The sequence below is a fragment of the Microbacterium sp. UFMG61 genome, from assembly GCF_015354505.1.
In the GTDB taxonomy this organism is placed as follows: Bacteria; Actinomycetota; Actinomycetes; order Actinomycetales; family Microbacteriaceae; genus Microbacterium.
On sequence record NZ_JACAFP010000002.1, the window covers coordinates 169,242 to 181,798 of the forward strand.

The following is a 12,557-nucleotide window of genomic DNA, read 5'->3' on the forward strand; positions in this document are numbered from 1 at the left end:
TGTCCCCACACCGGAACGCCGAACCGAAAGGCCCCGAGTGAGTCAGAACACCCGCCGCCGCCGCACCGTCGCCCGACATGGGCAGCAGAAGACCCCCGGTGCCGTCAGCCAGCTTCTGAAGTTCATCGCGATCGGCCTCGCGGTCGTGCTCGTCAGCGGGTTCGGCGTCGCGGCCTACATCGTCTACGACCTGTCGAGCACGGTGTCGGCGAACGCGGTCGACCTCGAGGGTCAGGAAGACCTGCCGCCCGACATCAGTGCATACGAGGGCGGATTCAACCTGCTCCTCACCGGTGTCGATGCGTGTGAGGAGGAGTACGCCCAGTACTTCGGAGACCGCTGCAGCGGCGGCGACTCCGAGGGCACGCTCAACGACGTGAACCTGCTCATGCATGTCTCGGAGGAACCGCGCCGCATCACGGTCGTGAGCTTCCCGCGCGACATGATGATCCCGATCCCCGAGTGCGAAGACGCCGAGGGCACGGTCCACTCCGCGATGAGCAAGCAGCAGCTGAACGTCGCCTACACCGACGGCGGCCTGAACTGCGTCGCGAAGACCATCTCCGACCTCACCGACCAGGACGTGCAGTTCGCGGCCTCGGTCACCTTCGGCGGTGTGATCGAGATCACCAACGCGATCGGCGGCGTCGAGGTCTGCCTCGCCTCTCCGATCAAGGACCGTCACACGAGCCTCGACCTCGCGGCCGGAAACCACGTCATCGAGGGCCTCACGGCGCTGCAGTTCCTGCGCACCCGTCACGGCGTCGGCGACGGCAGCGACCTCGGACGCATCGGAAACCAGCAGCAGTACATGTCGAGCCTGGCCCGCAAGCTCATCAGCGGCGAGACGCTCGGCAACGTGCCGATGATGCTCAAGCTCGCGACGACCGGCCTCGACAACGTCGAGGCGAGCACATCGCTCGCCGACCCGATGAAGATCGTGCAGATCGCGCTCGCGGTGAAGTCGGTGCCGTTCGAGGACATCGTCTTCCTGCAGTACCCGACGTTCACGGATCCCGACAACCCCAACCGGGTCGTGCCGGACAAGGACTCGGCTCAGACGATGTGGGACGCGATCAACGCCAACTCGCAGCTGCAGGTCACGCACGAGAACACGGCGAACGACGGCGTCATCCTCCAGGATCCGAACACCGGTGTTCCCGTCGAGACGCCGACCGAGGGCACGCCCACGGAAGAGGTTCCCGACCCGACCGCGACCACGCCCGGTGTCGTCGCGCTGCCGAACTCGATCAAGGGCAACTCGGCGGCGCAGCAGACCTGCTCGAACGGCCAGGTCGACGGCTGACCCACGTCTGAGGTACGAGAGCACCCCTTCCGGATTCGGGAGGGGTGCTCTGTTCTCACTGACGTTCGGGGCGCGGTTCCGGGGGATAGAGCACCTCGAGCACAGATTCGACGATGCCCGGCATGTCGACGCTCGGATCGATCATCCACTGCAGCTGGAGCCCATCGGCGACCGCCTGCACCACGCGCGCCGTGGTCTCGGGATCGAGCACGGCGCGGCGCTCGCCGTCGGCCTCGAAGCTCTGCGCGATCGTCTCGCGGAGCCGCTCGCTGCGATCGAGGAAGAACTGGTGCGCCGGATGCTGCGGGTCGACGGCATCCACCGACAGCCTCGAGAACAGCTCGACCATGCCGGGGGTCCGGGTGTTGCGGCGCACCACCTCGAGGAAGATGGCCTTTGCCTCGCCCGGATCGAGCTGCTGCGGGTCACGCCCCTCGTGCTCGTCGCGCTTGCGCAGCACCTCGGTGAACAGCTCCTCCTTCGACCCGAAGTAGTGCAGCAGCGCGGCGGGGGTGACGCCGACGACCTCGGCGATCTGCTTGAGCGAGGCGCTCTGGTATCCCTTGGTCGCGATCACGTCGAGCGCGCTCTCCAGGATCTCCTCGCGTCTGGCGACGCCCTTCGCGTATGAACCTCGTCGTGCCATGCCTCGACACTAATCCTGAACGACGTTCGACAACGAATGATGCCGCTCTGCCGACCCCGTCGGCAGAGCGGCATCGGCTCAGGAATCGGCTCCGGCTCAGGCCGGGAGGACGAGCTCTCCGTTGCGGCGGTGCGGCAGTCGCGCGAGCGCCTCATCGCGCAGGGTCTCCGGCAGCAGGGAGGGCGGAGCGTCCTGGAACGCCAGGGGACGGAGGAACCGCCGGATCGCGGAGGCCCCGACCGAGGTGTGCAGCGAGGTCGTGGCCGGCCACGGCCCACCGTGCTGCTGTGACCAGGTCACTGCGACGCCGGTCGGCCAGCCCGCGAACAGCACGCGTCCCGCGCGCTCCTGCAGCAGTTCGAGCGTCTCGGCCGGGTCGTCGGCGGACTCGGCGTGCAGGGTGGCCGTGAGGCTGCCTGGAACGCGGGAGAGGGCCGCGTGCAGGTCGTCGGTGGAGTCGTAGCGCACCAGCAGGGTGACGGGACCGAAGCACTCCTCGAGGAGCGTGTCGGGTCGCTCGGCCACCGCGCGGGCATCCGTCAGCAGGGCGACCGGACGTACGCCGTCGACCTCGACGCCCTGCGCGACGACCGTCACAGAAGAGTCGTTCTCGAGATGCGCGAGGCCGGCGGGGAAGGCATCGGTGATGCGCTCGGTGAGCAGCGGGCCGCCCGAGGCGGCCGGGACGCGCGCCGCGACGAGGTCTTCGAACCCGGCGCCGGCGGGGATGAACACCACACCGGGCTTGGTGCAGAACTGTCCCACGCCCAGCGTGAAGGATCCGACCAGGCCCTGCGCGAGCGCCTCGCCGCGCGCCGCCACGGCGGCCTCGGTGATGACCACCGGGTTGATGCTGCCGAGTTCACCGTAGAACGGGATCGGGTCCGGCCGCCCGGAGGCGAGATCGAACAGCGCGCGGCCGCCCGAGACCGACCCCGTGAAGCCGGCGGCGCGGATCAGCGGGTGCTGCACGAGCGCGTTGCCCGCCTCGCGGCCTTCGACGAGGGCGAGCGAGCCGGTCGGAGCGCCGGCTTCTTCGAGGGCGGTCGCCACGAGCTCCGCCGTGCGGGCCGACAGCCGCGGGTGGCCGGAGTGCGCCTTCACGACCACGGGGTTGCCGGCCGCGAGCGCCGAGGCGGTGTCGCCTCCGGCCACGGAGAACGCGAACGGGAAGTTCGACGCCGAGAACACGGCCACGGGCCCCAGTGCGGTGAGCAGACGACGCAGCTCGGGCCGAGGCGGGGTGGCGGACGCATCCGCATCGTCGACGGTGAGCTCGAGGTACGAGCCCTCTTCGACGACCGCGGCGAAGAGCCGCAGCTGGCCGCTCGTGCGTGCGACCTCGCCCGTCAGCCGGGCAGTGCCGAGGCGGGTCTCCTCGTCGGCGATCGCGACGAGCTCGGCGACGTGGGCGTCGAGCACGTCGGCAGCGGCGCGCAGCCATCCCGCCCGATCGGTGGCTGAGGACCGACGCCAGATCGGTGCGGCCGCGGCGGCGGCGTGGACGATCGCGTCGAGGTCTGCGGGGGACGTGGTCACGAGTGATCCTTTCGAGCGGTGAGTGGGTCGTCTGCCGGGGTGCGACCACCGGTGAGAAGCGGGGCGAAGCGGATGCCGAGGCCCTCGTGCGCGTTCTCGGTGAGCCATCCGTCGCCGATCGTCACGGGCGAGGGGTCGGCGAGGGCGCCGAGAGCGCCGAAGCCGGCATCCTCCACGTCTTCGACCAGCACCTCGTGCGCGGTGTCGGGCAGAGTGAGCGCGAGCTGACCGGAGAGCTCGGGCAGCAGATGCGGATGCAGCGCCGCACCGTGCTCTGCGGCGAGTTCGACGATGCGGAGGAACGGCGTGATGCCGCCGACCCGCACGATGTTGGGCTGCACGACCTGGGCGGCTCCCGCGCGCAGGAAATCCCCGAATCGGTGCACGGTGTGCAGGTTCTCGCCCAGGGCGATGGGCACGTCGATCCGGCGCGCGAGCTCTGCGTGTCCGGCGAGATCGTCGGCGCGCAGCGGTTCCTCGATCCAGGCCAGGGAGAAGCGCGACAGAGCGTCGACCGAGGCCGTCGCACGATCGAGGTCCCATCGCTGGTTCGCGTCGATCATCAGCGCCCGATCCGGCCCGAGCAGTGCGCGCACGGCGGCGACCCTGTCGAGGTCCTCGGCGAGGTCGGGCTTGCCGACCTTGATCTTCACTCCCTCGAAACCCGCGTCGATCCAGCGCTGCACCTGGGCGAGCAGCTCCTCGAGCGAGTAATGCAGGTTGACGCCCGACCCGTAACCTCGCACACGCTCGCGGCGGCGACCGAGCACATGCGACACCGAGGTCCCGGCCGAGCGCGCCTCGGCATCCCAGAGTGCGAGGTCGAGCCCGGCGAGAGCGATCGTCGTGACGCCCCCACCGCCCGCCTCGTGCAGGTGCTCCCACAGGCCCTGCCAGCACTCACCGGGAACGGCGGAGCGGCCGACGGATGCCGGGGCTATGTCGTGTTCGAGCAGGGCGTGCACGGCGGGGGCGCCGATCTGCGGACTCCAGGAGAAGCCCCAGCCTTCGGCGCCGTCAGAGCGCACCACATGGGTCGCGATGATGCCGACCGAGGTCACGTCGGCAGCCCACGGCCGCGTGAGCGGCACTCGCTGCAGACGCGTCGTCAGACTGCGGACGGTCGTCACAGCAGTGCGCGGCCCGCGGCGAGGATCTCGGCGAGACGCGCCTCCTGGGCGGGGGTCGGGTCGACGAGCGGTGCGCGTACCGAACCGACCGCGAGTCCTGCGAGGCGCAGCCCGGCCTTGATCAGCGAGACCCCGAAGCCGGGCGTCTCGTCGCGCAGCTCGACGAGCGGGCGGTAGAAGCCGTCGAGCAGGGCGAGGCGTCGCTCTTCATCGCCGTCGGCGTAGGCGCGGTAGTAGGCGTTCGCGATGTCCGGGGCCATGGCGAAGGCGGCCGAGGAGTACAGGGGCACGCCGATGCCTCGATACGCGGCCTGCGTGAGCTCGGCCGTGAGCAGTCCGTTGAAGAACGCGAAGTCGGTGCGGCCCTCCTCGGCGACCGCGCGCACGATCAGCTGGGTCGTGCCGATCTCGCCCGTGCCGTCTTTGAAGCCGACGACCCGGGGGTTCGCGACGAGTCGACGAACGGTGTCGACCGAGTACTGCGCGCTGCCGCGGTGGTAGACGATCACCGGCAGGTCTGCGGCCTCGGCGATCTGCTCGACGTAGGCCGCGAGGCCCGACTGGGTGCCGCCGACGAGGTAGGGAGGCAGCACGAGCAGGCCGTCGGCGCCGGCATCCGCCGCGGATCGAGCGACCTCGATGGCGTGGCCCAGGGGTCCGCCGGCTCCGGTGATCACCGGCACACGGCCCGCGACAGCGGTCACCGCGGTACGGGTCACCGCAGCCGCCTCGCTCGCCGACAGCGCGTGGAACTCACCGGTCCCGCAGGCGGGGAAGACACCGCCCGCGCCGGACTCGACGCCGGTGGCGACGTGCGCCGCGAGCATCTCGTGGTCGATCGTGCCGTCGCTGGTGAACGGGGTGACGGGGAAGAACAGGATTCCATCGAAGTCCATGTCGAGCCTTTCAGGAGACGGATGCGGGGGCCGGCGCGGTGACGAGTTCGTCGCGCCAGGTGCGGGCGGGGTGCCAGCCGAGCAGTCGAGCGGCTTTGGCGGAGGAGAAGGCCGACGCATGTCCGGTGAGCACCGACGCCGCGCGCTCGGTGCCTGGGTGGAACTGCGGCAGCAGCTCGCTCAAGGGGCGGCGGGCGAGGGCATCATCGGCGCCGACGAAGAACACCTCGCCGTTGGGGATGTCGTCGAGGGCGGTCAGCAGTGTGTCGGCGAAGCTCGCGACGTCACGCGCATCGACGTAGTTGAACAGAGCGGGTGCCGACAGGGCCGGGTCGTCGAGGCGTTCGAGCGCGGTGTGGCCCTGCTGGGTCGGCGCGCCCGCCCATTCCTCGGGGGCGATCACGTAGCAGGGGCGGAACGAGGCGAAGCGCACGTCATCGCCGGTCTGCCGCCGCAGCATGGCGACCGTCTGCTCGATCAGGAGTTTCGACAGCGCGTAGGCGTTCCACGGCTCCGTCGCTGATTCCTCGTCGAGGGGAAGACGGTCGGGCGCCCATCCGCGAGGAGCCCCGTAGCCGATGACGGTCGGGCTCGACGCCGCGACGATCCGGTGGATCCCCGCCCGCACCGCGCCTCCGAGCACGGACTGGGCAAGCGACGCATTGGTGCGCAGGATGACGTCTTCGGGCGCGGAGAAGGGCACGGCGATCGCTGCGAGATGGATGAGCGCATCGGCGCCCGTGCCCGCGAGCGCCGACGCCGTGGCATCCGCATCCGTGAGGTCGAGAGAGAACTGTGTGATCCCGGGGCGCTCGAGATGCTCGCTCGGCGCGCGGTCGATCGACACGAGTTCGTGTCCGGCCTCTGCGAGACCGGTCACCAGGGACCGGCCGAGGCGACCGGACCCGCCCGTGACGGCGATCCTCATCTGCCCGACTCCAGGAGGGCGATGCCGAGGTCTGCGACCTTCACCGGGAGTCCCGTGTCGAGCGAGCGGTTGCCCGCGATGCCGACAGCGATCGAGCGGATGCCGTCGGTCCAGTCCGCCGGCCGCGCGAGCGGGTCGTCACCCGGACCCTCGAAGACATCGGACAGCAGCAGAGCATCGCCGCCACCGTGACCGCCGTCGCCGCTGACGATCGGCACCTCGTGGGCCGCTTCCCAGTGCCGCTGCACGAGGATGCGCTCACCTTCGGGTCGCAGCTCGGTCGCGCCGTCACCACCCGAGAGGCTGGGGTCGATGTGCGGGTGCAGACCTTCGCCGGCGAGTACGGCACCGCGCTCGACGACCTCGAGCTCGACTCGGCCGAGCGTGCCGTTGACCGCCACACGGTAGCCCTCCCACGGGGAGTGCGCGTTCAGCGAGTACGACAGCGTGGCGCCCGAGGCGTAGTCGACGACGAGTGCGAGGTTGTCCTCGATGGTGATGCCCTCGCTGAACACGTCGAGATCGCGTACATAACCGTCGTGCTGTTCGGCCTCGAGGTAGAGCGCGGTCAGACGCTCGTCGGTGCGGAGGTCGAGCTCGAAGAGGTCGCCGCCGTCGTGGGTTCCTCGTGCCGGTCGCTCACCGAGGCCGCGGCCGGCCGCATTGTCCGCGCCGTAGAAGCGCAGGCCACCCGATGCGTAGACGCGGGTCGGCTGCGAGCGGATCCACCAGTTGACGAGGTCGAAGTGATGGCTCGACTTGTGCACGAGCAGGCCGCCCGAGTTCTTCTTGTCCCGGTGCCAGCGGCGGAAGTAATCGGCGCCGTGGTTGGTGTCGAGCATCCACTGGAAGTCGATCGAGGTGACCTGCCCGATCGTGCCGTCCTGGATGATCTGGCGCAGTGCGCTGTTGCGAGGGGAGTAGCGGTAGTTGAAGGTCAGCACGACCTGGCGTCCGGTGCGCTCGACCGCCTCTTCGATGCGCGCGGCGCTCGCCGCGTCGATCGTGAGGGGCTTCTCGACGACGACGTCGGCGCCCGCCTCGAGAGATCGCACGATGAGCTCGGCGTGCAGATCGTCGCGCGAGCAGATGACGACCCGGTCGACGCGCTCGTCGCGGATCACCTGCTCGAGCTCGTCAGGGGTCGCGAGCCGCGGAGCTGCGGCGCCGGCGTCGACCGCGCGTGCGGAATGGAAGGCCGCGCGCACCGGGTTGGGCTCGACGATGGCGACCAGTTCGGCCCGGTCACGGTGCGCACCGGTGATCGCATCGACATACATCTGTGCGCGGACTCCGGCACCGGCGAGGGCATAACGCAGACGGGACATCAAACTCTCCGAATCTCAGGAAACGTTTTCTCAGAATATCAGGAACTCTGGCTCTCCGGAAGGTCGTGTTCGCGGACAGGGTCATGTCAGGCGTGGACAGGAACCGGTTTCCCGACTAGCTTGAGACGGATGAAACTCAGCGATGATGTGAGCTCGTACCGCAACCCGATCATCGATGCCGATGTTCCCGACCCCGACGCCATCCGCGTCGGAGATCGCTTCTACCTCGTGGCATCGAGCTTTCATCGCGCCCCGGGGCTGCCGATCTTCGCGTCTGACGACCTCGTGACCTGGGAGCGCGCCGGCTACGCGCTCGACGGCTCGGCGCCGCAGGCGTGGTTCGCGCAGCCGCGACACGGCGGCGGCGTGTGGGCGCCCTCGATCCGCCACCACGGGGGGCTCTTCCACGTCGTCTACCCCGATCCCGACCAGGGCGTGTTCGTGGTCACCGCGGCCGACCCGGCAGGTCCCTGGTCCGAGCCGCATCTGCTGCTCCCCGGGCTCGGCATCATCGACCCGTGCCCGCTGTGGGACGACGACGGTCGCACCTACCTCGTGCACGGCTGGGCGCGCTCACGGGCAGGACGCAAGAACATCGTCACCGTGATCGAGGTGGATGCAGGGCTGAGGAATCCGATCGGCTCGGCCGTCGACGTCATCGACGGCGATCTGGTCGACGGCTTCTCGACGCTCGAGGGACCCAAGTTCTACAAGCGCGGGGGGGAGTACTGGATCTTCGCCCCGGCCGGCGGTGTCGCCACAGGCTGGCAGACCGTGTTCCGCGCACCGACGCCGTTCGGGCCGTACGAGCATCGCATCACCCTCGCGCAGGGTGAGACGCCGGTGAACGGCCCTCATCAGGGAGCATGGGTCGACGACGGCAGGGGTGGCGACTGGTTCCTGCATTTCCAGGACCGCGGGGTCTACGGCCGGGTGCTGCACCTGCAGCCGATGGCGTGGGGTTCTGACGGGTGGCCGGTGATGGGCGAGGCGGTGAGCGGCGGTGACGCGCAGCCGGTGCTGCGGCATCCGACTCCCTTCGGCACGGCGCCGGGCCCGAGTTCTCTCGCGCGATCCGACGACTTCGTCGACGGGCGGCCGAGCAGTCACTGGCAGTGGGAGGCGAGAGTCGATCCGCACACGGTGGTCGACGGGGGTCCGGGGCTGGGCCTTCGGAGCAGTCCTGACGGCGGCAACGTGCGCACGCTGCCGCGGGTTCTCTCTCAGAACCTGTCAGGACAGCCGTGCGTCGCCGATGTCGAAGTCGCGCTGCAGACCTCCGGCGCGCACGAGCGCGCTGGAATCGCCGTACTCGGCAGGGACTATGCCTGGGCGGGCATACGACGCACGGATTCCGGTGTCGAGGCCGTCGTCGCGGTGCGCAGCCGTGACGACCAGGCGGAGCGCGTGGTCGCGACGATCCCGCTCGACGAGGCTCGCATGCGGGTGGGCGTGGCCGTCGACGCCGCCGCCCGAGTGCGGTTCACGCTCGGCGCGACCCCGGTCGATCCGCAGTTCACCGCGGTCGAGGGGCACTGGGTCGGCGCGTCGCTGTCGCTGTTCGCCGCGGCCCCGTACGGCGCTCCCGAGGCGATCGGACGCTTCGCGGACTTCACGATCGACGCGCAGGAAAGCTGAGCATGGCCACCAGACGAGCACGCAGCGCCCCCACGCGCGAGACGACGATCAACGACATCGCGCGGGTGGCCGGGGTCTCCAAGGCGACCGTGTCGCGCGTGGCCAACGGCGTGAGCACCGTCAACGAAGAGATCGCGCAGCGGGTCCGCGCGGTCATCGACGAGCTCGGCTACACGCCCAGCCAGACCGCTCGGTCGCTGTCACTCGGTTCCAGCCGCACGGTCGGGGTGCTGCTGCCCGACCTCGGCAACCCCATGTTCCACCAGGTGCTGCACGGCTTCAATCGTGCGGCGTCGCAGGACGGGTATCACGTGATCGTCACCGACGCGTTCGAAGACGCGGATGCCGAGGCCGAGCTCGCCAGAGACCTCCGTGACCGCACAGACGCCGTGGCGCTGTTCGCGCCTCGGATGCCGAGGGAGAGCCTCCTGCAGCTGCTGCCGCGCGTGGCACCGGTCGCGGTGTTCAACCGCACCACCGGCAAGAACGCCGGATCGGTGCTCATCGATTACCACGAGGGAATCATCCTGCTCGCGCGCCATCTGATGCGGCTCGGTCACCGCCGCATCGCGTTCCTCGCCGGCCCCGCCTACGCCCGTGCGAACTGGGAGCGCGAGCGCGGCCTCGACGAGCTGCGAAGCGCGGAATCCGACGTCGAGATCATCGACGTGCCGTGCGGCCACTCGTTCGAAGACGGCTACGACGTCTGGCCGGCACTGCGGGCGACCGGTGCGACGGCCGTGATCGCATACAACGACGTCGTGGCGCTCGGGCTTCTCGGTCGTCTCTCCGAAGAGGGGGTCTCGGTGCCGGGGGAGATCTCGGTCGCCGGATTCGACGACATCCCGTTCTCGCGCTTCTCCTCTCCGTCTCTGACCACGATGACGTCGAGGCTGTCGGAGATCGGCGCGCGCATCTGGGAGGTGCTGCGCGCCGAGATGACCGATGATCCGATCCGCGAGCCCATCATGTTCTCGCCGGAGCTGGCGACCCGCGCCAGCACGAGAGCGATCTCATGAGCGTCGACCTGCTCGAGTCGGATCTCGGCGGCGTCCGCTATCACGACGGCGGCGACGTGGACCCGCTGCTGTCTCCTCGCCCCTATCTCACTGCCACCACGGCGAGCGGTGTCGCCGCGACCGCCGTCGGACCCGACGACCACCGGCATCATCTCGGCGCGAGTGTGGCGATCCCCGATGTCGACGGCACGACGTTCTGGGGCGGCCGCACCTTCGTGCGCGGCGAGGGGGCGCGGATGCTGGCGAATCACGGTCGACAGGTGGAGCGATCGCGAGAGTTCGACCAGGGGCGGCTCACAGAAGAGCTGGTCTGGGTCGCCCCCGATGGGACCCCGCTGCTCGACGAACGGCGAAGCATCGTCGCTCGCGCAGGCATCGACGTGCTCTGGAGCACGGTGCTGACCGCCGTCCACGGTGCTGTCAGCATCGGCAGCCCGCACACCAACGGCCGCGACGGTGCGTTCTATGGCGGCATCTTCTGGCGGGCGTCGTTCCTCACCGGTCGGGTGCGCTGCGCGGGCGGCGAGGGGGTGGAGGCCGCACATGGCTCCCTCTCTCCGTGGCTCGCCGTCGACGGGCCGGGCGTCTCGCTCGTCGCGACCACCTCGAACCACGACATGCCCTGGTTCGTCCGCGCTGACGGCTACGTCGGCTTCGGGCCCGGGGTGGCCGCCACCGGGCGCCGACTTCTCGATGCCGGCGAGGAGCTGCACCTCGACCTGCGCGTCGCGATCCTCGATCACCCACCTGTCGACCCGGCAGCCGTCGCACGTCGGCTGAGCGCCTGAGCGATGACCGACGATCTGCAGCAGCTGCTCGAGCGTGCGCACGCGGCCGACATCGCGATCCACTCGTTCGCGGTCAGCGTCGGCGGCGATGAGGTCGTGCGAGCCGGGGTGCCTCCGTGGGGACACGACGTACCGCACCGGATGTACTCGGTGTCGAAGTCGATCACGGCCGTCGCGATCCTCCTGCTCGCCGAAGAGGGGCGTCTGAGCCTCGACGACCCGATCATCGACCATTTCCCGGAGATGGGTCCGGTGCACCCGTGGCTCGCCGCCACCCGCATCGACGACATGCTCGCGATGACGGGACCGCACAGTCGCACCACCTACGTCGCCGATGGCGGCGGATGGCTCGAGTCGTACTTCCGGGTGCCGCCGACCCATCGTCCGGGCACGCTGTTCACCTACGACACCAGTGCGAGCTACGTGCTCAGCGCGCTGGTCGAACGGCTGTCGGGAATGCCGATGGTCGATTACCTGCGGCCCCGGCTGCTGGATCCGCTCGGGGTGGCGGGCACCATGAGGTTCCTCACCGGACCCGAGGGGATCAGTCACGGCGGTTCAGGGCTGATCGCCGCGCCGGGCGACATGCTGCGGATCGCGGAGGCCGTGAACGGCACGGTCGAGGTGCTGCCGGCATCCGTTCGGACGAGGCTGCTCGAACGCCGGAGCAACCCGGCGACGCAGACCTGGGGTGCGGCACTGCGACACGGGTACGGGCGCCAGGTCTGGCTGCCCGATGAAGGATGCTGGCTGATGTTCGGCCTGGGCGGCCAGGTGGTCTACGGAGACCCGTCGCGCCGGATCGCCGCGGTGGTGACCGCCGACACGACGACCCTGGCGAGCGGCGATCAGCGGCTCGTCGACCTGCTCCTCCCTGCGCTCGGACTCGACGTCAGCGACGACGTCGGCGCCGGAGTGCAGCTGCGCCCGCCGACGCCCTCGCACGACCCGGCGTCGGCGCGTGCGGTGCGGGGCATCTGCACCCTGGTGTCCGGCGAGGGAGCCCCGCAGCGACTCGCCGTCGAGCTCGACGGCAGCGGGGGAGTGCTCGACGTCGCCGGGTCGACTCTGCGGTTCGACACCGCGCACCCGACCGTGACCACGCTGCCGCTCGGCGATGCGGTCGTGACCGCCGGCTGGTCATCGCCCGGCGTGCTCGACGTGCGGGTGAGCGCGGCCGCCGCCGACATCGCATCGGTCCGTCTGCGACTGGTCGCCACCGACGATGGCATCATCACCGTCATGTCGCAGGGGTCCGGGCCCGAGATCGGACCGGAATGGACCTGGCGCGGCAGTTATCTGGCTCCGTGATCGCGTGAGGCTCGATCCCGCCCGGGAT

General features: G+C 70.0%; 11 protein-coding genes. 5 read left to right on the forward strand and 6 right to left on the reverse strand.

Annotation, left to right across the window (positions count from 1 at the left end; genetic code table 11):
* Window positions 1–37 precede the first annotated feature (37 nt).
* Window positions 38–1,306: an LCP family protein gene (locus tag IXW21_RS02705; protein WP_194762721.1), complete on the forward strand. Its 1,269-nt coding sequence runs from the start codon at window positions 38–40 to the stop codon at window positions 1,304–1,306.
* Window positions 1,307–1,361: 55 nt separating this feature from the next.
* On the opposite strand, the gene IXW21_RS02710 is transcribed toward IXW21_RS02705, so the two are convergent.
* The 6 genes from IXW21_RS02710 to IXW21_RS02735 all read right to left on the reverse strand — a co-directional run bounded on the left by IXW21_RS02710 (window position 1,362) and on the right by IXW21_RS02735 (window position 7,773).
* Window positions 1,362–1,952, reverse strand: a complete 591-nt coding sequence (locus tag IXW21_RS02710; RefSeq protein ID WP_194762722.1) for a TetR/AcrR family transcriptional regulator — start codon at window positions 1,950–1,952, stop codon at window positions 1,362–1,364.
* Window positions 1,953–2,048: 96 nt separating this feature from the next.
* Entirely contained in the window at window positions 2,049–3,491 is a 1,443-nt protein-coding gene (locus tag IXW21_RS02715; RefSeq protein ID WP_194762723.1) for an aldehyde dehydrogenase (NADP(+)), read from the reverse strand.
* On the reverse strand, window positions 3,488–4,621 hold the full coding sequence (locus IXW21_RS02720; protein ID WP_323742147.1) for a mandelate racemase/muconate lactonizing enzyme family protein: 1,134 nt from the start codon (window positions 4,619–4,621) through the stop codon (window positions 3,488–3,490). The genes IXW21_RS02715 and IXW21_RS02720 overlap by 4 nt, the downstream gene beginning before the upstream one ends.
* Window positions 4,618–5,517, reverse strand: coding sequence for a 5-dehydro-4-deoxyglucarate dehydratase (locus IXW21_RS02725; protein WP_194762724.1), 900 nt, complete (start codon window positions 5,515–5,517; stop codon window positions 4,618–4,620). Before IXW21_RS02725 ends, IXW21_RS02720 begins: the two co-directional genes overlap by 4 nt.
* Before the next feature lie 10 nt (window positions 5,518–5,527).
* On the reverse strand, window positions 5,528–6,445 hold the full coding sequence (locus IXW21_RS02730; RefSeq protein ID WP_194762725.1) for an NAD-dependent epimerase/dehydratase family protein: 918 nt from the start codon (window positions 6,443–6,445) through the stop codon (window positions 5,528–5,530).
* A complete protein-coding gene (locus IXW21_RS02735) occupies window positions 6,442–7,773 on the reverse strand; it encodes a Gfo/Idh/MocA family protein (RefSeq protein WP_194762726.1) in 1,332 nt (443 codons plus the stop codon). Before IXW21_RS02735 ends, IXW21_RS02730 begins: the two co-directional genes overlap by 4 nt.
* 129 nt (window positions 7,774–7,902) lie before the next feature.
* On the opposite strand from IXW21_RS02735, the gene IXW21_RS02740 reads away from it, so the two are divergent.
* From IXW21_RS02740 to IXW21_RS02755, 4 genes are read left to right on the forward strand one after another with little or no spacing between them, the layout of a single operon-like run.
* Window positions 7,903–9,411: a glycoside hydrolase 43 family protein gene (locus tag IXW21_RS02740; protein ID WP_194762727.1), complete on the forward strand. Its 1,509-nt coding sequence runs from the start codon at window positions 7,903–7,905 to the stop codon at window positions 9,409–9,411.
* Between the two features lie 2 nt (window positions 9,412–9,413).
* Window positions 9,414–10,430: a LacI family DNA-binding transcriptional regulator gene (locus IXW21_RS02745; protein ID WP_194762728.1), complete on the forward strand. Its 1,017-nt coding sequence runs from the start codon at window positions 9,414–9,416 to the stop codon at window positions 10,428–10,430.
* Window positions 10,427–11,218 carry a DUF6807 family protein gene (locus tag IXW21_RS02750; protein ID WP_194762729.1) on the forward strand — a complete coding sequence of 264 codons (792 nt, stop codon included), beginning with the start codon at window positions 10,427–10,429 and terminating at the stop codon, window positions 11,216–11,218. Before IXW21_RS02745 ends, IXW21_RS02750 begins: the two co-directional genes overlap by 4 nt.
* A gap of 3 nt (window positions 11,219–11,221) precedes the next feature.
* Window positions 11,222–12,529 carry a serine hydrolase domain-containing protein gene (locus tag IXW21_RS02755; protein ID WP_194762730.1) on the forward strand — a complete coding sequence of 436 codons (1,308 nt, stop codon included), beginning with the start codon at window positions 11,222–11,224 and terminating at the stop codon, window positions 12,527–12,529.
* The last annotated feature ends 28 nt before the right edge of the window (window positions 12,530–12,557 follow it).

What these genes read in the sequence shown, in the direction of transcription:
- IXW21_RS02745 (WP_194762728.1), top strand. Translation starts at nt 9,414, where the DNA reads ATGGCCACCAGACGAGCACGCAGCGCCCCCACGCGCGAGACGACGATC.
- IXW21_RS02755 (WP_194762730.1), top strand. Translation starts at nt 11,222, where the DNA reads ATGACCGACGATCTGCAGCAGCTGCTCGAGCGTGCGCACGCGGCCGAC.
- IXW21_RS02735 (WP_194762726.1), bottom strand. Translation starts at nt 7,773, where the DNA reads ATGTCCCGTCTGCGTTATGCCCTCGCCGGTGCCGGAGTCCGCGCACAG.
- IXW21_RS02750 (WP_194762729.1), top strand. Translation starts at nt 10,427, where the DNA reads ATGAGCGTCGACCTGCTCGAGTCGGATCTCGGCGGCGTCCGCTATCAC.
- IXW21_RS02740 (WP_194762727.1), top strand. Translation starts at nt 7,903, where the DNA reads ATGAAACTCAGCGATGATGTGAGCTCGTACCGCAACCCGATCATCGAT.
- IXW21_RS02730 (WP_194762725.1), bottom strand. Translation starts at nt 6,445, where the DNA reads ATGAGGATCGCCGTCACGGGCGGGTCCGGTCGCCTCGGCCGGTCCCTG.
- IXW21_RS02710 (WP_194762722.1), bottom strand. Translation starts at nt 1,952, where the DNA reads ATGGCACGACGAGGTTCATACGCGAAGGGCGTCGCCAGACGCGAGGAG.
- IXW21_RS02725 (WP_194762724.1), bottom strand. Translation starts at nt 5,517, where the DNA reads ATGGACTTCGATGGAATCCTGTTCTTCCCCGTCACCCCGTTCACCAGC.